This is a genomic window from Serratia sp. NA_13 (assembly GCF_052691735.1).
Map to the genome: position 1 here is coordinate 195089 of NZ_JBQZFV010000004.1, position 24251 is coordinate 219339.

20 protein-coding genes are annotated in these 24251 nt (G+C 55.1%); 16 read left to right on the plus strand and 4 right to left on the minus strand.

All coding sequences use genetic code 11. The features are described 5' to 3' along the window. Window positions 1–41: 41 nt before the first annotated feature. Complete coding sequence (pta, locus tag ACUTSU_RS09420; RefSeq protein WP_445650274.1) at window positions 42–2204, minus strand: phosphate acetyltransferase; 2163 nt, start codon at window positions 2202–2204, stop codon at window positions 42–44. Window positions 2205–2278: 74 nt separating this feature from the next. Then, window positions 2279–3481 (minus strand): acetate kinase, encoded by a 1203-nt coding sequence (gene ackA / locus ACUTSU_RS09425; RefSeq protein ID WP_445650275.1) that lies wholly within the window; start codon window positions 3479–3481, stop codon window positions 2279–2281. A 354-nt stretch (window positions 3482–3835) separates the two neighbouring features. Between ackA and yfbV the strand changes: the two genes are divergently transcribed. From yfbV to ACUTSU_RS09445, 4 genes are all read left to right on the plus strand, one after another. Further along, window positions 3836–4291 carry a terminus macrodomain insulation protein YfbV gene (gene yfbV, locus ACUTSU_RS09430; protein ID WP_017893496.1) on the plus strand — a complete coding sequence of 152 codons (456 nt, stop codon included), beginning with the start codon at window positions 3836–3838 and terminating at the stop codon, window positions 4289–4291. 147 nt (window positions 4292–4438) lie between these two features. Next, on the plus strand, window positions 4439–4933 hold the full coding sequence (locus tag ACUTSU_RS09435; protein ID WP_445654100.1) for a YfbU family protein: 495 nt from the start codon (window positions 4439–4441) through the stop codon (window positions 4931–4933). A gap of 16 nt (window positions 4934–4949) precedes the next feature. After that, window positions 4950–5606, plus strand: a complete 657-nt coding sequence (locus tag ACUTSU_RS09440; protein WP_445650276.1) for a sugar phosphatase — start codon at window positions 4950–4952, stop codon at window positions 5604–5606. A 98-nt stretch (window positions 5607–5704) separates the two neighbouring features. After that, entirely contained in the window at window positions 5705–7537 is a 1833-nt protein-coding gene (locus ACUTSU_RS09445; protein ID WP_445650277.1) for an SLC13 family permease, read from the plus strand. 30 nt (window positions 7538–7567) lie between these two features. Here ACUTSU_RS09445 and yfbR read toward each other — a convergent pair whose 3' ends face one another. Further along, complete coding sequence (gene yfbR / locus ACUTSU_RS09450; protein ID WP_445650278.1) at window positions 7568–8167, minus strand: 5'-deoxynucleotidase; 600 nt, start codon at window positions 8165–8167, stop codon at window positions 7568–7570. A 208-nt stretch (window positions 8168–8375) separates the two neighbouring features. Beyond that, window positions 8376–9590, minus strand: coding sequence for a pyridoxal phosphate-dependent aminotransferase (locus ACUTSU_RS09455; protein ID WP_261434192.1), 1215 nt, complete (start codon window positions 9588–9590; stop codon window positions 8376–8378). Window positions 9591–10466: 876 nt separating this feature from the next. Here ACUTSU_RS09455 and lrhA point away from each other — a divergent pair. The 12 genes from lrhA to nuoL all read left to right on the plus strand — a co-directional run bounded on the left by lrhA (window position 10467) and on the right by nuoL (window position 24117). Beyond that, a complete protein-coding gene (lrhA, locus tag ACUTSU_RS09460) occupies window positions 10467–11408 on the plus strand; it encodes a transcriptional regulator LrhA (protein WP_445650279.1) in 942 nt (313 codons plus the stop codon). Window positions 11409–12117: 709 nt separating this feature from the next. After that, window positions 12118–12558: an NADH-quinone oxidoreductase subunit A gene (locus ACUTSU_RS09465; RefSeq protein ID WP_012146022.1), complete on the plus strand. Its 441-nt coding sequence runs from the start codon at window positions 12118–12120 to the stop codon at window positions 12556–12558. A 23-nt stretch (window positions 12559–12581) separates the two neighbouring features. Beyond that, window positions 12582–13256 (plus strand): NuoB/complex I 20 kDa subunit family protein, encoded by a 675-nt coding sequence (locus tag ACUTSU_RS09470; protein ID WP_012146021.1) that lies wholly within the window; start codon window positions 12582–12584, stop codon window positions 13254–13256. Window positions 13257–13351: 95 nt separating this feature from the next. Next, the gene (gene nuoC / locus ACUTSU_RS09475) at window positions 13352–15148 is read left to right on the plus strand and encodes an NADH-quinone oxidoreductase subunit C/D (RefSeq protein WP_445650280.1); all 1797 of its coding nucleotides are present in this window, start codon (window positions 13352–13354) and stop codon (window positions 15146–15148) included. Between the two features lie 2 nt (window positions 15149–15150). Then, window positions 15151–15702: an NADH-quinone oxidoreductase subunit NuoE gene (gene nuoE / locus ACUTSU_RS09480; RefSeq protein WP_445650281.1), complete on the plus strand. Its 552-nt coding sequence runs from the start codon at window positions 15151–15153 to the stop codon at window positions 15700–15702. Continuing rightward, entirely contained in the window at window positions 15699–17051 is a 1353-nt protein-coding gene (gene nuoF / locus ACUTSU_RS09485; RefSeq protein ID WP_012146018.1) for an NADH-quinone oxidoreductase subunit NuoF, read from the plus strand. The genes nuoE and nuoF overlap by 4 nt, the downstream gene beginning before the upstream one ends. A 79-nt stretch (window positions 17052–17130) precedes the next feature. Further along, window positions 17131–19869 carry an NADH-quinone oxidoreductase subunit NuoG gene (gene nuoG, locus ACUTSU_RS09490; protein WP_445650282.1) on the plus strand — a complete coding sequence of 913 codons (2739 nt, stop codon included), beginning with the start codon at window positions 17131–17133 and terminating at the stop codon, window positions 19867–19869. After that, window positions 19866–20843 carry an NADH-quinone oxidoreductase subunit NuoH gene (nuoH, locus tag ACUTSU_RS09495; RefSeq protein ID WP_012146016.1) on the plus strand — a complete coding sequence of 326 codons (978 nt, stop codon included), beginning with the start codon at window positions 19866–19868 and terminating at the stop codon, window positions 20841–20843. Before nuoG ends, nuoH begins: the two co-directional genes overlap by 4 nt. A gap of 14 nt (window positions 20844–20857) precedes the next feature. Then, window positions 20858–21400, plus strand: a complete 543-nt coding sequence (nuoI, locus tag ACUTSU_RS09500) for an NADH-quinone oxidoreductase subunit NuoI (RefSeq protein WP_004947256.1) — start codon at window positions 20858–20860, stop codon at window positions 21398–21400. A 13-nt stretch (window positions 21401–21413) separates the two neighbouring features. Then, window positions 21414–21974 carry an NADH-quinone oxidoreductase subunit J gene (gene nuoJ / locus ACUTSU_RS09505; RefSeq protein ID WP_174353862.1) on the plus strand — a complete coding sequence of 187 codons (561 nt, stop codon included), beginning with the start codon at window positions 21414–21416 and terminating at the stop codon, window positions 21972–21974. Further along, window positions 21971–22273: an NADH-quinone oxidoreductase subunit NuoK gene (gene nuoK / locus ACUTSU_RS09510; RefSeq protein WP_012146014.1), complete on the plus strand. Its 303-nt coding sequence runs from the start codon at window positions 21971–21973 to the stop codon at window positions 22271–22273. The genes nuoJ and nuoK overlap by 4 nt, the downstream gene beginning before the upstream one ends. After that, window positions 22270–24117 (plus strand): NADH-quinone oxidoreductase subunit L, encoded by a 1848-nt coding sequence (gene nuoL / locus ACUTSU_RS09515; protein WP_445650283.1) that lies wholly within the window; start codon window positions 22270–22272, stop codon window positions 24115–24117. The genes nuoK and nuoL overlap by 4 nt, the downstream gene beginning before the upstream one ends. Window positions 24118–24251 lie beyond the last annotated feature (134 nt).

Sequence of the window (24251 nt, forward strand, 5' to 3'; positions counted from 1 at the left end):
TCAAATGACCGGCTTTTTTTATCTGATTGACCCGTAGGTTATCAGGCTTTCGCTGCTGCTGCATCAGCCTGGGAAGACTGAATGGCGGTCAGCGCCACGGTGTAAACGATATCGTCTACCAGTGCGCCACGCGACAGGTCGTTCACCGGCTTGCGCATGCCTTGCAGCATTGGCCCGATGGACACCAGGTCAGCAGAACGCTGTACCGCTTTGTAGGTGGTGTTACCGGTGTTCAGATCCGGGAAGATGAACACGGTAGCCTGACCAGCAACCGGCGAGTTAGGTGCCTTGGATTTGGCTACGTCAGCCATGATCGCTGCGTCATACTGCAACGGACCGTCGATGATCAGGTCAGGACGTTTTTCCTGCGCCAGACGGGTTGCTTCACGCACTTTCTCAACGTCGCTGCCCGCACCTGAGTTACCAGTGGAGTAGGAGATCATCGCTACGCGTGGTTCGATACCGAAGGCGGCGGCAGAGTCGGCTGACTGAATGGCGATCTCGGACAACTGCTCGGCGGTTGGATCAGGGTTGATTGCACAGTCGCCGTACACCAGAACCTGGTCAGGCAGCAGCATGAAGAACACGGAGGAGACCAGCGAGCTGCCCGGTGCGGTTTTGATCAGCTGCAGCGGTGGACGAATGGTGTTGGCGGTGGTGTGAACCGCGCCAGAAACCAGTCCGTCAACTTCGCCTTTCTCCAGCATCAGGGTGCCGAGAACTACGTTGTCTTCCAGTTGCTCGCGCGCAACCACTTCGGTCATGCCTTTGCTCTTGCGCAGCTCAACCAGACGCGGCACATACTGTTCGCGGACGGCGACCGGATCAACAATCTCGATGCCTTTGCCCAGTTCAACGCCCTGAGCGGCAGCAACGCGCTGGATCTCTTCCGGATTACCCAGCAGCACGCATTCTGCGATACCACGTTCGGCACAGATAGCCGCCGCTTTCACGGTACGTGGTTCGTCGCCTTCAGGTAGCACGATGCGTTTGCCGGCTTTACGTGCCAGTTCGGTCAGCTCGTAGCGGAACGCTGGAGGAGACAGACGGCGTGAACGCTCGGAGGTGGCGGTCAGAGACTCGATCCACTCGGCGTTGATGTGGCTGGCCACGTAGTTCTGCACTTTTTCGATGCGCTGGTGGTCATCCGCCGGCACTTCGAGGTTGAAGCTTTGCAGGCTGAGCGAGGTCTGCCAGGTGTTGGTGTCGACCATAAATACCGGCAGGCCGGTCTGGAAGGCACGTTCACACAGCTTTCTGATAGGTTCGTCGATGGCGTAGCCACCGGTCAGCAGGATGGCACCGATCTCTACGCCATTCATCGCTGCCAGACAGGCAGAAACCAGCACGTCAGGACGGTCTGCCGAAGTTACCAGCAGTGAGCCTGGACGGAAGTGTTCCAGCATGTGCGGGATGCTGCGCGCACAGAAGGTCACGGACTTCACGCGGCGGGTCATGATGTCGCCTTCATTGACCACAGAGGCCTTCAGGTGACGGGCCATGTCGATAGCGCGGGTGGCGATCAGCTCGAAGCTCCACGGCACGCAGCCCAGTACTGGCAACGGGCTGTTGGCAAACAGTTGCGCCGGGTCAATGTTGGTCACGCTGGCCTTGGTGGAATCATCAAAGATTTCGGACAGGTCAGGACGGGTGCGGCCCTGCTCATCAACCGGAGCGTTCAGTTTGTTGATGATCACGCCGGTGATGTTTTTGTTTTTGCTGCCGCCGAAGCTGCTGCGCGCCAGCTCGATACGCTCTTTCAACTGTGCTGGGGAATCGTTGCCCAGCGCCAGCACGAAGACGATTTCTGCATTCAGCGTTTTGGCGATTTCATAGTTCAGCGCGTTGGCGAACTGATGCTTGCGGGTCGGCACCAGGCCTTCGATCAGCACCACTTCTGCGTCTTTGGTGTTCTCGTGGTAGCGAGCCACGATCTCTTCCATCAGCACGTCTTGCTGGTTGGAGCTTAACAGGCTCTCAACGTAGCTCATGCGCAGCGGTTCGGCCGCCGTGATGGTGGAATTGCTGCTGCGGATGATGGTGGTGGTCTGATCGAGCGAATCGCCGCCAGTACGTGGCTGTGCGATAGGTTTGAATACGCTCAGGCTAACGCCTTTTTGCTCCATGGAGCGAATGACACCCAGGCTGACGCTGGTCAGACCGACGCTGGTGCCAGTGGGGATCAACATAATTGTACGTGACACAGAATAGTCCTCTTCACGATTTAACATGAGGCTAAAACAGCACCGTCAGCCTGGGCTGACGGTGTCGGAGAGCGTTACGCGGTCAGACGGGATGCGTCTTGCGCGATGACCAACTCTTCGTTGGTCGGGATAACCAGCGCCAGACGGCTACCGTCTTTGGTGATGGCACCGGATTTACCGAAGCGAGCGGCCATGTTGCGGTCGTGGTCAATCTCGAAGCCCAGCAGGCCCAGCTTTTTCAGGGTCAGCTCACGCACCATACCGGCGTTTTCACCGATGCCGCCGGTGAAGACAACCGCATCCAGACGGCCGTCCATCAGTGCGCTGTAGGCACCGATGTATTTGGCCAGGCGGTGGCAGAAGACATCCATCGCACGCTTGGCGTCGGCTTTGCTTTCGTAGTTGTCTTCAACATAACGGCAGTCGCTGGTGACTTCGGTCAGGCCCAGCAGGCCAGACTCTTTGGTCAGCATTTTGTTGATTTGATCAACGCTCATGCCCAGGGAGTCGTGCAGGTGGAAGATGATGGCCGGATCGATGTCACCGCTGCGGGTGCCCATGACCAGGCCTTCCAGTGGGGTCAGACCCATGGAGGTGTCAACGCATTTGCCGTTGCGCACTGCGGTAACGGAACCGCCGTTGCCCAGATGGCAGGTGATCAGGTTGACTTCTTCAACCGGCTTGTTCAGGGCCTTGGCTGCTTCCTGAGTTACGTAGAAGTGGCTGGTGCCGTGTGCGCCATAGCGACGAACGCTGTGGTCGCGGTACAGGCTGTACGGCAGGGCGTACAGGTAGGATTCTTCCGGCATGGTCTGGTGGAATGCGGTGTCGAACACGGCAACGTTTTTATCCGCCAGTTTAGGGAAGGATTTCAATGCCTCAGCGATACCGATCAGGTGTGCCGGGTTATGCAGTGGTGCAAATGGCACCGAATCTTTGATACCCTGTAGAACTTCGTCGTTGATCACGGCAGAAGCGGTAAACTTCTCGCCGCCGTGCACAATGCGGTGACCGATAGCGGTCAACTGGGCAGAAAGCTCAGGCTTTTGTGCCAGAATAGTATTAACAATGTAGTTCAGTGCTTCGCTGTGCGCAGCGCCGGCACCCAGAGCCGCTTCGTGTTTGGCGCCGTCCATCTTCCATTTGAGGCGAGCCTCAGGCAGGTGGAAACATTCGGCCAGGCCGGAGAGGTGTTCTTCACCGTTGACAGCATCGATGATAGCGAACTTCAGGGAAGAACTGCCGCAGTTCAGGACCAGTACTAGCTTACTCGACATGGAAGTACCTACTTAAATAGTTCGTGTTGTTAAAGGAAAGACCAAAACACGTGGTGAATTAATCGTCAATCAGACAACAAGCGTAGCGCATAATGCTGTTGACATTTATGATTAACATCATGTGAATTGAACAAAGCACATGACAATGAAAAAACCGATGATTTCTCTGCGGTTTAAATAATCTTGATTTTTATAGGGCTAAAAGTTGACAGAATTCTTGTCATCTTCTACCGGCCAAAAGGCCGGCTTAGGATACCGATAGCCTGAGGCAAACACAAAATAAATTTAAAGCTTCAACTTTTTTAGTATTGTGTTGGCTGTGTCCTTATTTTCTTTGTGACGTTGAGGTACGCGATGACGAGCAAACCGTCCGGTTCCGTAAGCTGGTTTCAGGTCTTCCAGCGTGGGCAGCATTATATGAAAACCTGGCCGTCAGACAAACGTCTGGCTCCGGTCTTTCCGGAGAATCGCGTTGCGAGTGCCACCCGTTTTGCCGTCCGCTTTATGCCGCCGTTGGCGGTGTTTACCCTGACCTGGCAGATAGCCATGGGCGGCCAGTTAGGCCCGGCGATCGCCACCGCACTGTTCGCCTGCAGCATGCCGATGCAGGGGTTGTGGTGGTTGGGCCGCCGCTCGGTCACCCCGTTGCCGCCAACGCTGCTGCAATGGTTCCACGAAGTACGTAACAAGCTGACGGAAGCCGGGCAGGCGGTCGCGCCGGTAGAAGGCACGCCGACCTATCAGGCGTTGGCGGATCTGCTGAAACGTGCCTTCAAGCAGTTGGATAAAACCTTCCTGGATGACCTGTAACCTCAAAAATGGCCGCATTGATTGCGGCCTTGTTACCTGTTCCGGCCAATAACCCCGGTCTAAATCAAAGAACCGGCGAGTTGTGATTTCCTGCGATATTGCGCTGTGCGATGCTTCCGCCATAAGCAATTTATCGAGGAAATTATGATGGAAATGACCCATGCCCAACGGCTGATCCTGTCGAACCAATACAAGATGATGACCCTGCTAGATCCGGACAACGCCGAGCGTTATCGCCGTCTGCAAACTATTATCGAACGTGGTTTTGGTCTGCAAATGCGCGAGCTGGATCGCGACTTTGGCGAAATGAGCGAAGACGTGTGCCGCACCATTATCAACGTGATGGAAATGCACCATGCGTTGCAAGTTTCCTGGGATAACCTGAAAGAAAAACAGGGCATTGAGGCACGCCGCCTGGCGTTTCTCGGTTTTGATACCGCGACTGAAGCGCGTCATCTGAGCTATGTGCGTTTCCTGGTGACCACGGAAGGACGCTATACTCATTTCGATTCCGGCAGCCACGGCTTTAATGCCCAAACAAAAATGTGGGAAAAGTACCAGCGGATGCTGGCTATCTGGCTGTCATGCCCACGCCAGTATCATCTGAGCGCCGTAGAGATAGCGCAAATTATCAATGCCTGATTAAAAGAGGTTTCCTGTGGAGTGTAAGGGTTTTCTGTTCGATCTTGATGGGACGTTGGTTGATTCGCTGCCGGCGGTAGAGCGCGCCTGGATTAACTGGGCCAAACGCCGCGGCATTAATCCGCAGGACGTACTGGATTTTATTCACGGTAAACAGGCCATTACCTCGTTGCGTCATTTTATGCCGGATGAAAGTGAGGCGGCCATTCAGCAGGAATTTCTGCTGCTGGAGCAGGTGGAAGCGCAGGACACCGACGGCGTCACGGCATTACCGGGGGCTGCTGCCTTGCTCGATTGCCTCAATCGCCTCGATATCCCATGGGCGATCGTTACCTCAGGGTCGATCCCGGTTGCCAGCGCCCGCCGTAACGCCGGTGGTTTGCCGCAGCCGGAGGTGTTCATTACCGCCGAGCAGGTGAAGCGTGGCAAACCACAGCCGGATGCCTATTTGCTGGGTGCCGAGCGCCTGGGGTTGGCACCACATGATTGTGTGGTGGTGGAGGACGCCGCCGCAGGTATTCTTTCCGGCCTGGCTGCGGGCTGTCAGGTGATTGCGGTCAACGCACCGGCCGATGCCCCCAAGCTGGATCAAGTCGATCTGTTACTGTCGTCGCTTGAACAGATTGCGGTAAGTAAAACCGAGCAGGGCGCGACGATTAGCCTGGTGGCATAACGGCCCTATCTTCACCCTAATTGATTAGACCCCGCATCGGCGGGGTTTTTTTATGCTAATTTTTAAGCCCTTGGATATTTCTGTCGGATGAGACCGTTTTGAACAGCGAATTACTGTGGGTGCTGAGTTTACTGTTGATTGCCATCGTGTTGTTCACCACCAACAAACTGCGTATGGACGTAGTGGCGCTGCTGGTGATCATTGCCTTTGTGCTGAGCGGCACGCTGACCCTGTCGGAGGCCACGGTGGGCTTCAGCGATCCCAACGTGATCCTGATCGCCGCGCTGTTCGTGATTGGTGAAGGGCTGGTGCGTACCGGCGTGGCTTACCAGGTGGGCGACTGGTTGGTGAAGGTGGCCGGCAGCAGCGAAACCAGAATGCTGATGTTGCTGATGGTCACCGTGGCCGGCCTGGGGGCTTTTATGAGCTCGACCGGCGTGGTGGCGATCTTTATTCCGGTGGTGATCAGCGTGGCGGCGCGGATGAAAATCCCCCCCGGCAGGTTGATGATGCCGTTGAGTTTTGCCGGTTTAATTAGCGGCATGATGACGCTGGTGGCGACGCCGCCGAACATGGTGGTGAACAGTGAACTGGTGCGCGAGGGTATTGGCGGCTTTGGCTTCTTTGCCGTGACGCCGGTTGGCCTGGCGGTGCTGGTGCTGGGCGTGGGTTATATGCTGGTGGCCCGGCGCTGGCTGGGCAATGACGACGGTGATAAAACGCGTGAAACCTGGCAGCGCCGTACCTTCCGCGATCTGATCCGCGACTATAAGCTGACCGGCCGTGCCCGTAGACTGGCACTGCGCAGCGGCTCGCCGCTGATAGGGCATTCGCTGGATGAGTTGCATCTGCGTGCCCGTTACGGTGCCAACGTGGTGGGGATTGAACGCTGGAAGCGCTTCCGGCGGGTGATGGTCAGCGCGTCCGGCAGCACCGAACTGCGAGAAGGGGATGTGCTGCTGCTCGATATGTCGGATAGCCAGGTCGATTTGCGCGAGTTCTGCAGCGAGCAGCAGTTGGAGCCGATGGTTCTGCGGGGCGATTATTTCTCTGAGCAGTCGCGCAACGTCGGCATGGCGGAAGTCTCGCTGATCCCCGATTCAACGTTGTTGGGCAAAAGCCTGCGCGGTTCCACTTTCCGTAGCCGTTATGATTTGAACGTGGTCGGTATTCGCCGCAATGGCGAAACCCTGGCAGGCAAGTTGGTGGATGAGCCCCTGGCGTTGGGCGATATTCTGTTGGTGATCGGTGACTGGAAGGCGATCCGCCAGTTGCAGGCCAAAACCCATGATTTTATCGTACTCAATTTGCCGGCCGAAGTTGACGAAGTGGCACCGGCCATCACCCAGGCGCCACACGCCTTGTTCTGCCTGGCGCTGATGGTGGCGATGATGCTGACCGATGAAATCCCCAACCCGATCGCTGCGCTGATTGCCTGTCTGCTGATGGGCAAGTTCCGCTGCATTGACATGGAAAGCGCCTACAAATCGATTCACTGGCCGAGCATTATTTTGATTGTCGGCATGATGCCGTTTGCCCAGGCGTTGCAAAAAACCGGTGGGGTAGATTTGATCGTGCGTGGGTTAATGGACGTCGCTGGTGATGCCGGACCGCGGGTGATGCTGGTGTGCCTGTTTGCGCTGTGCGCCACTATCGGCCTGTTTATCTCCAATACCGCCACTGCCGTACTGATGGCACCAATCGCCATTGCCGCTGCGCGTGAAATGGGCGTTTCACCGTATCCCTTCACTATGATTATTGCCATCGCCGCTTCGGCGGCGTTTATGACGCCAGTTTCTTCGCCTGTGAACACGCTGGTCTTGGGGCCGGGGAATTATAAGTTCGGGGATTTCGTGCGTATCGGCGTGCCGTTCACGCTGTTGGTGATGTTGGTCAGCGTGATTATTGTGCCCTGGCTATATGCGTTTTGATTGAAGGCGCAGCGTGCTGCGCCATGAAAATTATAGGGAAGAGTCCAGGCTGATTTCATCCAGCGACAGGCTGAAACTAGGAATAAACACCTTCATGAAATAATCCATCTCAGGGCTGCTGCGCTGCTGCAGGGTCTTTTCCAGCCGCGCTTTCGCCAGCTTGAATTCGTTATTGCCGGCGGACAGCTCCTCCAGACATTTCAGGTAGGCGCACAGCGCATCGGCCTGTTTCACCACCAATTTTTCGTCTTCGGTATAATAGTGCTCATCGAGGATCGAACGGAAATCGTTGCGCAATTCTTGCGGGATCATATCCAGCAGCTTCTGCTGGGCGATCTTTTCGATCTTTTTGTACTCGTGGGCGATCTGCGGATTGTAGTATTTGATGGGCGTCGGCATGTCGCCGGTAATCACTTCGCTGGCATCATGGTACATCGCCAGCAGGGCGACGCGATCGGCGCTCAGGTTGCCATTGAACTTGCGGTTTTTGATCACCGCCAGCGCATGGGCAACAAATGCCACCTGCAGGCTGTGCTCGGAAACGTTCTCGGTGCGGACATTGCGCATCAGCGGCCAGCGGTTAATCAGTTTCAAGCGTGACAGATGGGCAAAAAAGTGGCTCTGGCTCATGGTGCTCTCTTTTACAACGGCAAGTGAGGACTCCATTGTGAGCAGTGACGGAGGGTTATGCAAATATCCTTCATGCTTCACGCTGCCTCTTTGTTGGCTGCCTTCGCCCACTCCGGTCACATAGCTATCTATGCTCCCGGAGATGTGCTCAGTTGCCGCCTTGATGCAACGCGAAGCATTTCGGCTATTACGAGAGTGTCGTTAATTTTTACTGGCGGTAACCTTCCAGGAAACGGCCCAGCTTGCCTACAGCCATTTCCAGTTCATCCACCCGCGGCAGCGTCACGATGCGCACGTGGTCCGGGTACGGCCAGTTGAAAGCGCTGCCCTGCACCAGCAGCACTTTTTCTTGCAGCAGCAGATCCAGCACCAATTTCTGGTCATCGTGAATATTAAAGCGTTTGGCATCGATGCGCGGGAACATATACAGCGCGCCCTGAGGCTTCACGCAGGAAACGCCCGGGATCTGATTCAACAACTCCCAGGTGCGGTTGCGCTGTTCATACAGACGGCCGCCAGGTTGAATAAATTCGTTGATACTCTGGTAACCGCCCAACGCCGTTTGGATCGCGTGCTGCATCGGCACGTTGGCGCACAGGCGCATCGACGCCAGCATTTCCAGCCCTTCGATGTAGCCCTTGGCGTGCTTCTTCGGCCCGTTCAGTACCATCCACCCCTGGCGGAAACCGGCCACGCGGTAAGTTTTGGACAGCCCGTTGAAGGTGACGGTCAGCAGGTCCGGCGCCAGCGCAGCGATCGAATGGTGTTCGGCTTCGTCATACAGGATCTTGTCGTAGATCTCATCGGAGAAGATGATCAGGTTGTGCTGACGGGCGATCTCAACAATCTGCTCCAGCAGCTCTTTGCTATAGACCGCGCCGGTCGGGTTATTCGGGTTGATGATCACAATGCCACGGGTGCGTGGGGTGATCTTGCTGATGATATCATCCAGGTCCGGGAACCAGCCGGCCTCTTCATCACACAGGTAGTGCACGGCTTTGCCGCCGGACAGTGAAACCGCTGCGGTCCACAGCGGGTAATCCGGCGCCGGCACCAGCATTTCGTCGCCACTGTTGAGCAGCGCCTGCATGGATTGCACGATCAGCTCGGAAACTCCATTGCCGATGTAGATATCCTCAACGGTCACGTCACGTATGTTGCGCGCCTGGTAGTGCTGCATGATCGCTTTACGTGCCGAGAAGAGCCCTTTGGAGTCGGAATAGCCTTGCGCCGTGGGCAGATTGCGGATCACGTCGACCAGGATTTCGTCAGGGGCGTCAAAACCAAACGGGGCAGGGTTACCGATGTTCAGTTTGAGGACTTTATGGCCTTCTTCTTCAAGACGTTTAGCTTCTTTGAGCACCGGGCCGCGAATGTCATAGCAGACGTTGTCCAGTTTGCTGGATTTCTCAATGGGGGACATAGAAAGTTGAGCCTTTTGCTGGGATGGGGGCGTTCCTACCGTGGAACACCGCAACCTGCCCAATGTACTCCTGGCGCTGACGCTTTTGAAGGGTTATGCACGCCTTTGGTGCAAACGAAGGGTGCAGAGGTTGATTCCAGGGGGGATAAACAAGCTTAAAACGTTTTTATGGTTTTTAATTCTTTTATTTTTGCTTTTTTAAGATATTTTAACTGCCATAGTGAGGCGTGAAGCCGTATAAAGGGGCAGATAATCAATGCAGTGCTGATCAAAGGGGCTTTACGGTTAGACTATAACTGTTAAGCCATAGAGGGGATTTAACGGAGATAAAATGTAAAGAAATGATAATGCCAGAGTCATCTGATGGCCGCTTGTCCATCGGCGATCCAAACTAAATCATAATAAAATTCACATTAGCGCTATTTTAGTTTCTTTGTTAAGCCGCGTTTAAGTCTTTATTCCTTAGTTATTGACGGGGTAAATGTTACCGATTGAATTTATTAAAATCATTAAAAAATGTACCGACTGTTACAACAGGAAACTCTTACTCGTTCACGTATAGAAATACCCCCAAGCCAGTCTGGCTGCGGAGGTTGTACAGCACAATTGGAGTGGTAATCCCACTATCTGAATGAGTAAAATATTTCGTTCGGTAAAAATGCAACACTTGCACCACTTATAACGTCAGGCGTTGTATAAGCATTCCCGATAGATCACATTTTAAAAGGCGATAGAGGTAACGAAATAAAAGTAATTTTTTTGCCCTCCACTAATGAGTGGGGTACTGTCATGTCTGGCATCGTCCCTTTTAAACGATGTCTTAGAAACACACCAGGGTAGTTTGTAAATTAGAATTTAAAAAGTGAAGAAAACACTATGACAACTGCAAATCGTCCGATACTCAATCTCGACCTCGATCTGCTAAGAACCTTTGTGGCTGTTGCTGATTTGAATACTTTTGCGGCGGCGGCTGTCGCCGTTTGTCGCACTCAATCAGCCGTCAGTCAACAAATGCAGCGGTTAGAGCAACTGGTTGGCAAAGAGTTGTTCGCCCGTCATGGGCGCAATAAATTACTGACCGAACACGGTATTCAGCTTCTCGGTTACGCCAGGAAAATCCTGCGCTTCAACGATGAAGCCTGTACTTCACTGATGTACAACAATATTAAAGGTGTTCTGACTATTGGCGCTTCTGATGATACCGCCGATACCATCCTGCCTTTCCTGCTTAACCGCGTCACTTCGGTGTACCCAAAGCTGGCAATTGATGTCCGGGTGAAACCTAGCTCGTTCATGATCGACATGCTGGAAAACGGTGAAGTCGATCTGGCGATTACCACTATGGCTACCGCAGATCGCCCACACATTGTGCTGCGTACTTCGCCAACCTTGTGGTATTGCGCGGCGGATTACCATTTCCAGGCCGGTGAACCGATCCCGTTGGTGGTGATGGACGAACCCAGTCCGTTCCGCTCGATGGCGATCAAGCATCTGGATGAAGCCGGGATCCCATGGCGGATTGCTTATGTGGCTTCGACGTTGTCCGCTGTCCGTGCCGCCTGCAAGGCCGGATTGGGCATCACCGTTCGGCCGATTGAAATGATGAGCCCGGACCTGCGGGTGCTCGGCGCAATAGAAGGGCTGCCGGCACTGCCAGATACTCAATATAGCCTGTGCCAGGATACCCAGTGCGGCAATGAGCTGGCGATAGCGATTTTCAGCACCATGCAGAACGGCGACGACAACTACAGCTTCAGCTTCAGTGGGCCGAGTACCTCGCTGGAAGATGATACCTGTCTGGTTGACGATGAGGAATAACGCCCAAAGGCAAACCGGGTAATAAAACCTCTGCTTCGGCGGAGGTTTTTTTTGCCCTGAATTTGATGAAAAGTCAGTTTATGGGTGCTTCGATTAATTTTAAAAGCGAAGTCACTATTTGTTTGACTCTAAGATGGCTAATGAGAACGGTTATCAGACGAAAAAACAGGCTTCCGATTATTTTTTGAACGAATAATTATGAAGGTAAAGGCCTGGAATTAATATGGTTATTTTGGTAATTTGTGGCGAGCCGATTTGACCGGCGGAATTGACAAAAATTATTAAAGGGCCACACTTTTTTTGAGGGTTTATGCTGAAAACGTGTCCTGGATCAAAAAAATACCCCTAGCTAGTGAGTGGAAGAGCAGGAGATTCCTGAGACAATGGTATAGTAAAACTGAAATGAGCATGTTGGTTTATATCTATCTGTTTCTACACATCAATTAACTGACACGATTTAGCCTAAGCCGGTCGCATCAAATGTTAATTAAATGATGAGTATGTAAACTAGTGTGTAGATACTTTTGTCAAAGTTGACAAAAGGTTATAGAAAGGAGTAAAAAGCCCACAGTAAAACGCTGGCTAACTTGCTGTAATAGCAGTTTGTTTGTGTGGTTTATTTATCCTTCCCTTAAATCGATGTGGTGCACTAACTGCCAGAAACAAGAGCAGAGCGATCGACGCCACTTTTGATGAGTAAGCATAGAGTATGTCAACAACCACTGAAGTTATCGCTCATCACTGGGCGTTCGCCGTATTTTTTGTCGTGGCAATCGGGCTTTGCTGTTTAATGCTGATGGGTGCGTTCTTCCTGGGTGGGAGAGCCCGTGCGCGCGCCAAACATACCCCGTTTGAATCTGGTATCGACTCGGTTGGTACGGCGCGTATGCGTCTGTCCGCCAAGTTCTACCTGGTCGCCATGTTCTTCGTTATTTTCGATGTTGAAGCCTTGTATCTTTACGCCTGGTCGGTCTCCATACGTGAGAGCGGTTGGGTAGGCTTTATCGAAGCCGCCATTTTCATTTTGGTGTTATTGGCTGGGCTGGTTTATCTGGTGCGTATTGGCGCATTGGATTGGACTCCGGTGCGCTCCAGACGCCAGAGCAAGCCAGGCACAATCAAAAACGCCACCAACAGTCACCCGCAGTAGTCGGTTAAAAACGAGGCATTAAGATGGACTATACGCTCACCCGCATAGACCCGAACGGTGAGAACGACCGTTACCCCCTGCAAAAACAGGAGGTCGTCGCCGATCCCCTGGATCAACAGGTTCACCGCACGGTTTACATGGGTAAACTCGAACATGCATTGCATGACATGGTGAACTGGGGGCGTAAAAACTCTATTTGGCCGTATAACTTCGGTCTTTCGTGCTGCTACGTGGAGATGGTGACGTCGTTTACCGCCGTTCACGACGTGGCCCGCTTTGGTGCTGAAGTTCTGCGTGCATCACCACGTCAGGCTGACCTGATGGTGGTAGCCGGTACCTGCTTCACCAAAATGGCACCGGTTATTCAACGTCTGTACGAACAGATGCTGGAGCCAAAATGGGTGATCTCCATGGGTGCCTGCGCCAACTCCGGCGGCATGTATGATATCTATTCCGTGGTACAGGGCGTGGACAAGTTCCTGCCGGTCGACGTGTACATTCCTGGCTGCCCACCGCGTCCGGAAGCTTACATGCAGGCACTGATGCTGTTGCAGGAATCTATTGGCAAAGAACGCCGTCCTCTGTCCTGGGTTGTCGGCGATCAGGGTGTTTACCGCGCCAACATGCAGTCTGAAAGAGAGCGTAAACACGGCGAGCGTATCGCGGTGACCAACCTTCGGACGCCTGACGAGATTTAAGACGTTCATTTAACGTCCATCTTAGTGCGCTATTGGTTAACACAGCGAAAAGTGAACTTGCGGCGAAATAACCCTTCAGTGTGGTGAAAAAAATTATGACAGATTCAACGACGCACGACGCATTGCCGGCCTGGCAAACCAGAGATCACCTTGACGACCCGGTGATTGGCGAACTGCGCAACCGTTTTGGGCCGGAAGCCTTTACTGTTCAGCCCACCCGTACCGGAATGCCCGTGGTATGGGTCAAACCTGACCAGTTACTGGAAGTAATGACGTTTTTGAGAAAACAGCCGAAGCCTTACGTCATGCTGTTCGATCTGCATGGCGTGGACGAGCGTCTTCGCACCCACCGCGACGGTTTACCGGCTGCGGATTTTTCTGTTTTCTATCATCTGATTTCTATCGAACGCAACCGCGACATCATGCTGAAAGTGGCGCTGTCTGAAAAAGACCTGCACGTGCCCACAGCGACCAAGATTTTCCCGAATGCCAACTGGTATGAGCGTGAAACCTGGGAAATGTTCGGTATTACCTTCGACGGCCACCCACACCTGTCGCGCATCATGATGCCGCAAACCTGGGAAGGCCACCCGCTGCGTAAAGACTACCCGGCGCGCGCCACCGAGTTTGATCCCTTTGTGTTGACCAAACAGAAAGAAGATCTGGAAATGGAAGCGCTGACCTTCAAACCTGAAGACTGGGGCATGAAGCGCGGCACCGAGAACGAGGACTTCATGTTCCTTAACCTCGGCCCGAACCACCCGTCTGCGCACGGTGCATTCCGTATCATTCTGCAGTTGGATGGCGAAGAGATTGTCGACTGCGTACCGGATATCGGTTACCACCACCGTGGCGCCGAGAAGATGGGCGAGCGTCAGTCCTGGCACAGCTACATTCCGTACACCGACCGTATCGAGTACCTCGGCGGCTGCGTGAACGAAATGCCTTACGTGCTGGCGGTTGAGAAACTGGCCGGTATCAAGGTGCCGGATCGCGTTGATACCATTCGCGTGATGCTGTCCGAACTGTTCCGTATCAACAGCCACCTGCTGTACATCAGTACCTTCATTCAGGACGTCGGCGCGATGACCCCTGTGTTCTTCGCCTTTACCGACCGTCAGAAAATCTACGATTTGGTTGAAGCGATCACCGGTTTCCGTATGCATCCGGCCTGGTTCCGTATTGGCGGTGTCGCACACGACCTGCCACGCGGTTGGGATCGCTTGCTGCGTGAGTTCCTTGAGTGGATGCCAAAACGTCTGGATTCCTACGTCAAGGCTGCGTTGAAGAACAGCATCCTGAAGGGCCGTTCCGTCGGCGTGGCATCCTACAATGCTAAAGAAGCGTTGGAGTGGGGCGTCACTGGCGCGGGCCTGCGTGCCACCGGTATCGAATTCGATGTGCGCAAATGGCGTCCGTATTCCGGCTATGAGAATTTCGATTTCGAAGTTCCGGTCGGAGACGGCAACAGCGACTGCTACACCCGCGTAATGCTGAAGGTGGAAGAGCTGCGTCAGAGCCTGCGCATTCTCGAACAGTGTCTGAACAACATGCCGGAAGGCCCGTTCAAGGCCGATCACCCGCTGACCACGCCGCCGCCGAAAGAGCGCACGCTGCAGCACATTGAAACGCTGATCACCCACTTCCTGCAGGTTTCTTGGGGCCCGGTGATGCCAGCCAACGAATCATTCCAGATGATTGAAGCCACTAAAGGGATCAACAGCTACTACCTGACCAGCGACGGCAGCACCATGAGCTACCGCACCCGGGTACGTACGCCAAGCTTTGCACACCTGCAGCAAATCCCGGCGGTAATCCGTGGCAGCCTGGTCTCCGACCTGATCGTCTATCTGGGTAGTATCGATTTTGTAATGTCAGATGTGGACCGCTAACTATGCATGATCAAAAAGACAATCACGCGAATAACCAAGCGCTTGAACCTATCAATGCGGCCGCTCACCAGAGCGGCGTTGATGCATTTGAGCTGAGTGCGGAAGAACGTGATGCGATCGAGCACGAAAAGCACCATTACGAGGATCCACGCGCAGCCTCCATTGAAGCACTGAAAATTGTGCAGAAGCAGCGCGGCTGGGTTCCGGATGGGGCGATTCATGCCATCGCTGAGCTGTTGGGCATTCCTGCCAGCGACGTAGAAGGCGTGGCCACGTTCTACAGCCAGATTTTCCGTCAGCCAGTAGGGCGCCACGTGATCCGTTATTGTGACAGTGTTGTTTGTCACATCACCGGTTACCAGGGCATTCAGGCCGCCATTGAGAAGAAGCTGAGCATCAAACCGGGTCAAACCACCTTTGATGGCCGTTTCACTCTGCTGCCAACCTGCTGCCTGGGCAACTGCGATAAAGGGCCAACCATGATGATTGATGAGGACACTCACAGTCAGCTGAAGCCTGAAGATATCGAGACGCTACTGGAGCAGTATCAATGATTAAAGACATTGTACGCACTCCCGAAATGCACCCGCTGACCTGGCGGCTGCGCGATGACAAACAGCCGGTCTGGCTGGATGAATACCGCAGCAAGAACGGCTATGCCGGTGCGGAAAAGGCCATCAAGGGCCTGGCCCCGGACGAGATCGTCACCCTGGTGAAAGACGCCGGGCTGAAAGGTCGCGGCGGTGCAGGTTTCTCCACCGGTTTGAAGTGGAGCCTGATGCCGAAAGACGAATCCATGAACATCCGTTACCTGCTGTGTAACGCCGATGAAATGGAGCCGGGCACCTATAAAGACCGCTTGCTGATGGAGCAACTGCCGCACCTGTTGGTGGAAGGCATGCTGATCTCGGCGTTCGCGCTGAAGGCTTATCGCGGCTATATCTTCCTGCGCGGTGAGTACATCGAAGCTGCGGTGCATTTGCGCCGGGCGATCGCCGAAGCCACCGAAGCCGGTTATTTGGGCAAGAACATCATGGGCAGCGGCTTCGACTTCGAGCTGATTGTTCATACCGGTGCCGGTCGTTACATCTGTGGCGAAGAAACCGCCTTGATCAACTCGCTGGAAGGCCGCCGTGCCAACCCGCGTTCCAAGCCACCTTTCCCGGCTTCCTCCGGCGTTTGGGGCAAACCAACCTGCGTCAATAACGTAGAAACCCTGTGTAACGTTCCGGCGATCCTGGCGAACGGCGTTGAGTGGTACAAGGGGATCTCCGCCGGTAAGAGTAACGATGCCGGTACCAAACTGATGGGCTTCTCCGGCCGGGTGAAAAACCCAGGCGTTTGGGAGCTGCCGTTTGGCACCACCGCACGTGAAATTCTGGAAGATTACGCCGGTGGCATGCGTGACGGTCTGCGTTTCAAAGCCTGGCAGCCAGGCGGCGCGGGCACCGACTTCCTGACCGCCGATCACCTGGATCTGCCGATGGACTTCGAGAGCATCGGTAAAGCCGGTAGCCGTCTCGGTACCGCGCTGGCGATGGCGGTAGACCACGAGATTGGCATGGTTCCGCTGGTGCGCAACCTGGAAGAATTTTTCTCTCGCGAGTCTTGCGGCTGGTGTACGCCATGCCGTGACGGTCTGCCGTGGAGCGTGAAGATCCTGCGTGCGCTGGAAAATGGCGAAGGGCAGCCGGGGGATATCGAAACCCTTGAGCAGCTGTGCCGTTCTCTCGGCCCGGGCAAAACCTTCTGCGCCCACGCGCCAGGTGCCGTAGAGCCACTGCAAAGCGCAATTAAATATTTCCGTGAAGAGTTCGAAGCGGGCATCAAAGTGAAGCACTTCAGCAACGCGCATGCGATTGGCGGTATTCAGGCCAATAATCTGCTGAAGCAACGCTGGTAAGCCGACTCGCCCCGACGACACGGCCAGAATTTTTGATTAACGCCTGCCGCAAGGCAGGCCACTTGGAAGCATGCTGACTATGGCTACGATTCATGTAGACGGCAAAGAATACGACGTAGATGGGGCCGACAACCTGCTGCAGGCTTGTCTCTCCCTCGGGCTCGATATTCCTTACTTTTGCTGGCATCCGGCGCTTGGAAGCGTCGGCGCTTGCCGCCAATGTGCGGTAAAGCAATACCAAAACGCGGAAGATACGCGTGGCCGTTTGGTGATGTCTTGTATGACACCGGCATCCGATGGAACCTTTATTTCCATCGACGATGGCGAAGCCAAACAGTTCCGTGAAAGCGTGGTTGAGTGGTTGATGACCAACCACCCACACGACTGTCCGGTATGTGAAGAAGGCGGTAACTGTCACCTGCAGGATATGACAGTAATGACCGGCCACAGCTTCCGTAAATACCGTTTCAGTAAGCGTACTCACAATAACCAGGAACTGGGGCCGTTTATCTCGCATGAGATGAACCGCTGTATCGCCTGTTACCGCTGTGTGCGCTACTACAAGGACTATGCGGACGGCACCGACTTCGGTGTTTACGGCGCGCACGACAACGTCTACTTCGGCCGTACCGAGAGCGGCACGCTGGAAAGCGAGTTCTCCGGTAACTTGGTGGAAGTGTGCCCGACCGGTGTGTTCACCGACAAAACCCACTCCGAGCGTTATAACCGTAAGTGGGACATGCAGTTTGCGCCAAGCATCTGCCAGCAGTGCAGCATCGGCTGTAACACCAGCCCGGGCGAGCGCTATGGCGAACTGCGTCGTATTGAAAACCGTTATAACGGCAGCGTGAACCATTACTTCCTGTGTGACCGCGGTCGCTTCGGTTATGGTTACGTAAACCAGAAAGATCGTCCGCGTCAGCCACAGCAACTGCGTGGCGACGACTGGATCACCCTGAACGCCGAGCAGGCGATGCAGGGGGCGGCGGACATTCTGCGTCAGGCGAAGAAAACCATCGGCATTGGCTCACCACGCGCCAGCCTGGAAAGTAACTTCGCACTGCGTGATTTGGTGGGTGCCGAGAACTTCTATACCGGTATCTCGCAGGCCGAACAGGGCCGTCTGGATCTGATGCTGAACGTGCTGCAAAACAGCGGCGTTCACACGCCTGCGCTGCGTGAAATCGAAGGGTATGACGCCGTGTTGGTGTTGGGTGAAGACTTGACCCAGACCGGCGCACGTATTGCCCTGTCGGTACGTCAGGCAGTGAAAGGCAAGGCTCGCGCTATGGCTGCGGCCCAACGCGTTGCCGACTGGCAGATTGCTGCGGTGCAGAACATCGGCCAGCACGCCAAACACCCGCTGTTTGTCACCAACGTGGATAACACCCGTCTGGACGATATCGCGGCATGGAACTACCGCGCACCGGTGGATGAGCAGGCGCGCTTCGGCTTCGCTATCGCCCATGCGCTGGACAACGCGGCACCGGCAGTCAACGATTTGGCTGACGGCCTGAACAAGAAAGTCGACATCATCGTGCAGGCGCTGACCGACGCGCGTAAACCGCTGATCATTACCGGCAGCAACGCCGGTAGCGAAGCCATCATCGAAGCGGCGGCCAACATCGCCAAAGCGTTGAAGGATCGCGGTTCTGACGTCGGCATTACCTTCGTCGCCAGCGCGGCCAACAGCATGGGCTTGGCGATGATCGGCGGCGGTTCGCTCGATCAGGCACTGATCCAGTTGGAAAGCGGCGAAGCCGACACGGCTATCGTGATGGAAAACGATCTCTACCGGCAAGCGCCGGCGGCGAAAGTTGACGCTGCACTGGCCAAGGTCAGTAACCTGATCGTGGTCGATCATCAGCGTACTGCCATCATGGATAAAGCTAATCTGATCCTGTCGGCAGCCAGCTTCGCGGAAAGCGACGGAACTCTGGTCAATCAGGAAGGTCGCGCCCAGCGTTTCTTCCAGGTTTACGATCCGGCGTACTACGACGATGCGAAGAAAGACGTTCACACAGTGATGCTGGAAAGCTGGCGTTGGATGCACTCGCTGCATTCCACCTATACCAGCCGCCATGTGGATTGGACGCAGCTTGATCATGTGATCGAAGCCTGTGTCACCGCGTTGCCGCAGTTGCAGGGGATCGTCGATGCCGCACCGGACGCGAGCTTCCGTATCCGTGGCCAGAAACTGGCGCGTTCTCCGATTCGCTCCAGTGGTCGTACGGCGATGCGCGCCAATATCAGCGTGCACGAACCGCGTCAGCCTCAGGATAAAGACACCATGTTCGCCTTCTCAATGGAAGGGAACAACAGCCCGTTGGCCGACCGCCAGCAGATCCCATTTGCCTGGGCACCAGGTTGGAACTCACCGCAGGCATGGAACAAGTTCCAGGCCGAAGTGGGTGGCAAGCTGCGTCATGGCGATCCGGGCGTGCGCTTGATCGAAGCGGGGGAGGGCAAGTTGGGTTACTTCGACCGCGTGCCAGCCGCCTTTGGTCAGCAGCAAGGCTGGCGTGTCGCGCCGTATTATCACCTGTTCGGCAGTGATGAAATGTCACAGCGTTCCGGGGTGATTCAGCAGCGCATGCCGGACGCCTATGTGATGGTCAATCCTACCGATGCTGCTGCGCTGGGCGTCAATGCTGGTGCGTTGGTGGAGTTCAGCTGTGCAGGCCAGACCTTGCGTCTGCCGGTGCGTCTGAGTGAAACCCTGACCCAGGGCCAGGTGGGCTTACCGCTTGGCTTGCCAGGGATCCCGCCGGTACTGGTGGGTGCAACGGTTGAAAATCTGCGGGAGGCTACACGATGAGCTGGTTTACCCCTGAGGTGATCGACATTCTGATCTCCATTGTTAAAGCGGTAGTGATCCTGCTGGTCGTAGTCACCTGTGGGGCATTCATGAGCTTCGGCGAACGCCGTTTGCTCGGTCTGTTCCAGAACCGTTATGGACCAAACCGTGTCGGCTGGGGTGGCTCGCTGCAGCTGGTCGCCGACATGATCAAAATGTTCTTCAAGGAAGACTGGGTACCGAAATTCTCCGACCGGGTGATCTTTACCCTGGCGCCGATGATCGCCTTTACTTCCCTGTTGCTGGCATTTGCCATCGTCCCGGTCAGTCCGACCTGGGCGGTGTCCGACCTCAACATCGGTATTTTGTTCTTCCTGATGATGGCCGGCCTGGCGGTATACGCCGTGCTGTTTGCCGGCTGGTCGAGCAACAACAAATACTCGCTGTTGGGGGCAATGCGTGCTTCTGCGCAAACCCTGAGCTACGAAGTGTTCATCGGCCTGTCGCTGATGGGGGTGGTAGCACAGGCGGACTCCTTCAATATGCAGGCGATCGTTGAGTCTCAGGCGCATATGTGGAACGTCATCCCGCAATTCTTTGGTTTCATTACCTTTGCGATTGCCGGCGTGGCGGTGTGTCACCGTCACCCGTTTGACCAACCGGAAGCCGAGCAGGAACTGGCTGACGGTTACCACATTGAATATTCCGGCATGAAGTTCGGGCTGTTCTTTGTGGGCGAATACATAGGTATCGTCACCGTTTCTGCCCTGATTGTGACGTTGTTCTTCGGTGGCTGGCAGGGGCCTTTCCTACCGCCATTCGTCTGGTTCGCGCTGAAAACGGCTTTCTTCATGATGATGTTCATTCTGATTCGTGCTGCTCTGCCACGTCCGCGCTATGACCAGGTGATGTCCTTCGGCTGGAAAGTCTGTCTGCCGTTGACGCTGCTGAACCTGCTGGCGACTGCCGCAGTCATTTTGTACAACGCTCAATAAGGGGTGAATAAACCATGACATTGAAAGAGTTATTGGTTGGTTTCGGCACCCAGGTGCGCAGCATTTGGATGATAGGCCTGCACGCCTTCGCCAAGCGCGAAACCCAGATGTATCCGGAAGAACCGGTTTACCTGCCGCCGCGCTACCGTGGCCGCATCGTGCTGACGCGCGATCCGGACGGCGAAGAGCGCTGCGTGGCTTGTAACCTGTGTGCGGTTGCCTGCCCGGTGGGCTGTATCTCGCTGCAAAAAGCAGAACAGAAAGATGGCCGTTGGTATCCGGAGTTCTTCCGCATCAACTTCTCGCGCTGCATTTTCTGCGGCCTGTGCGAAGAAGCTTGCCCAACTACCGCCATTCAGCTGACGCCGGATTTCGAAATGGGTGAGTTCAAGCGCCAGGATCTGGTGTACGAAAAAGAAGATCTGTTGATCTCGGGGCCGGGTAAATATCCGGAATATAACTTCTACCGGATGGCCGGTATGGCGATTGACGGCAAAGCCAAGGGCGAAGCCGAAAACGAAGCCAAACCGATCGACGTCAAAGGTCTGTTGCCTTAAGGAGCCAGCAAGCATGGAAATTGCCTTTTATCTGGCAGGTTTTATTGCGGTGATCGCGACAATTCGCGTGATCTCGCATACCAATCCTGTGCATGCGTTGCTGTATCTGATCGTCTCGTTACTGGCGATCTCTGCAGTCTTTTTCTCACTCGGTGCCTACTTCGCCGCGGCTTTGGAAATCATCGTCTACGCCGGTGCCATCATGGTGCTGTTTGTGTTCGTGGTGATGATGTTGAACCTCGGCAACGCGGTGCAGCAACAAGAGCGTGATTGGCTCAAACCGTCGGTGTGGATCGGCCCTGGCATCTTGTCGCTGGCGCTGTTGGTGGTGCTGATTGTTGCTATCCGCAGCGTGTCCGATCAGGGCATCAGCGGTGAGATGGTTGACGCTAAAGCGGTGGGGATCAGCCTGTTTGGTCCTTACGTTCTGGCGGTTGAGCTGGCTTCAATGCTGCTGTTGGCAGGTCTGGTTGTTGCCTTCCACATTGGCCGTGAGCACAAACCGGGTGAGGTGTTGAGCAATGCCCCGGCCAGTAGCGAAATGGCGAGAAGAAAATCGGAGGAGCAAGCATGATCCCTCTTCAACATGGCCTGATCCTGGCGGCAATTCTGTTCGTCCTGGGTCTGACCGGGTTGCTGGTGCGTCGCAATCTGCTGTTTATGCTGATCAGTCTGGAAGTGATGATCAACGCCGCAGCACTGGCGTTTATCGTGGCGGGCAGCTATTGGGGCCAACCGGACGGGCAGGTGATGTATATCCTGGCGATCAGCCTGGCAGCCGCCGAGGCCAGTATTGGTCTGGCATTGCTGCTGCAGCTTTACCGTCGTCGTCATACCCTGAATATTGATACTGTCAGTGAGATGCGCGGATGAACCTATTATATTTAACTATTCTGCTACCGCTGATCGGGTTCCTGCTGTTGGCCTTCTCCCGAGGCCGCTGGTCTGAGAACACCTCGGCAATCGTCGGCGTAGGCTCTATCGGCCTGGCTGCTCTGGTCACGGTCTATGTGGGTATGGACTTCTTCGCCCAGAAAGCCACTGGCGTGCAGCTGTTTGAGCAAAGCCTGTGGAACTGGATGAGCGTTGGTAATTTCAATATTGGTGTGACCCTGACGCTGGACGGCCTGTCGCTGACCATGCTGTCAGTGGTGACCGGCGTGGGCTTCTTCATCCACATGTTCGCTTCCTGGTACATGCGCGGTGAAGAGGGCTACTCACGTTTCTTTGCTTACACCAACCTGTTTATCGCCAGCATGGTGGTATTGGTACTGGCAGACAACCTCTTGCTGCTGTATCTGGGTTGGGAAGGTGTGGGCCTGTGCAGTTACCTGTTGATCGGCTTCTATTACAAGGATCCGGCCAACGGTGCGGCGGCGATGAAAGCCTTCATCGTGACTCGCGTCGGTGACGTGTTCCTGGCATTTGCGTTGTTCATCCTCTACAACGAGTTGGGCACGCTGAATATCCGCGAACTGATGATCCTGGCACCGCAAAAACTGGCGATTGGTGATACGGCGATCACCTGGGCTACCCTGATGTTGCTGGGTGGTGCGGTCGGTAAATCGGCGCAGTTGCCGTTGCAGACCTGGCTGGCAGATGCGATGGCGGGTCCAACCCCGGTTTCTGCACTGATCCACGCTGCAACCATGGTGACCGCGGGCGTTTACCTGATTGCCCGTACTCATGGCCTGTTCCTAATGGCACCGGAAGTGCTGCATCTGGTGGGCATTATCGGGGCAGTGACCCTGGTGCTGGCCGGCTTTGCCGCGCTGGTGCAGACCGATATCAAGCGCGTGCTTGCCTACTCCACCATGAGCCAGATTGGCTACATGTTCCTGGCGTTGGGCGTGCAGGCGTGGGATGCGGCTATCTTCCACCTGATGACCCATGCGTTCTTCAAGGCGCTGCTGTTCCTCTCCTCCGGTTCGGTGATCCTGGCCTGCCATCACGAGCAGAACATCTTCAAGATGGGCGGCCTGCGCAAGAGCATCCCGCTGGTTTACGTCTGCTTCCTGGTGGGTGGCGCTGCGCTGTCGGCACTGCCGCTGATCACCGCCGGCTTCTTCAGTAAGGATGAGATCCTGGCCGGTGCGATGGCTAACGGTCACATCAACCTGATGATTGCCGGTCTGGTCGGTGCGTTCATGACCTCGCTGTACACCTTCCGTATGATTTTCATCGTGTTCCATGGCGAAGAGAAAATCAAAGCGCATGCAGGTTTTGGCATCACTCACCACCTGCCGCTGTTGGTTCTGCTGGTGCTGTCCACCTTCGTTGGCGCGATGATCGTTCCGCCATTGCAGGGCGTACTGCCAGATACCACCGAGCTGGCGCACGGTAGCGTGCTGCAACTGGAGATTACCTCCGGCGTTGTGGCTATTGTCGGCATCCTGCTGGCGGCGGCGCTGTGGCTGGGCAAACGTAGCCTGGTGACCCGCATTGCCAATAGCGCACCGGGGCGTTTCTTCTCAACCTGGTGGTTCCATGCCTGGGGCTTCGACTGGCTGTACGACAAAGTATTCGTCAAGCCGTACCTGGGTATTGCGAAGTTGCTGCAACGTGATCCGCTGAACTCGATGATGAACCTGCCGGCCATCTTCTCCCGCTGGGGGAACCGAGGTCTGACAGTGAGCGAGAACGGTCAGGTGCGTTGGTATATAGCGTCTATGGGTGTGGGTGCAGTGGTCGTATTGGCGCTGTTGATAATAATTTAAAGCATTTATCGGGCATAGCTCTGTGCTATGTACAATGTTTTATACCGTATGGATTTCGCGTTGTAGCTAGGCGGCAAGTGCGAGCATCCCCTGGAGCTTACTTAGGTAATTGACAGGGGTAAACGCCCGCAGCC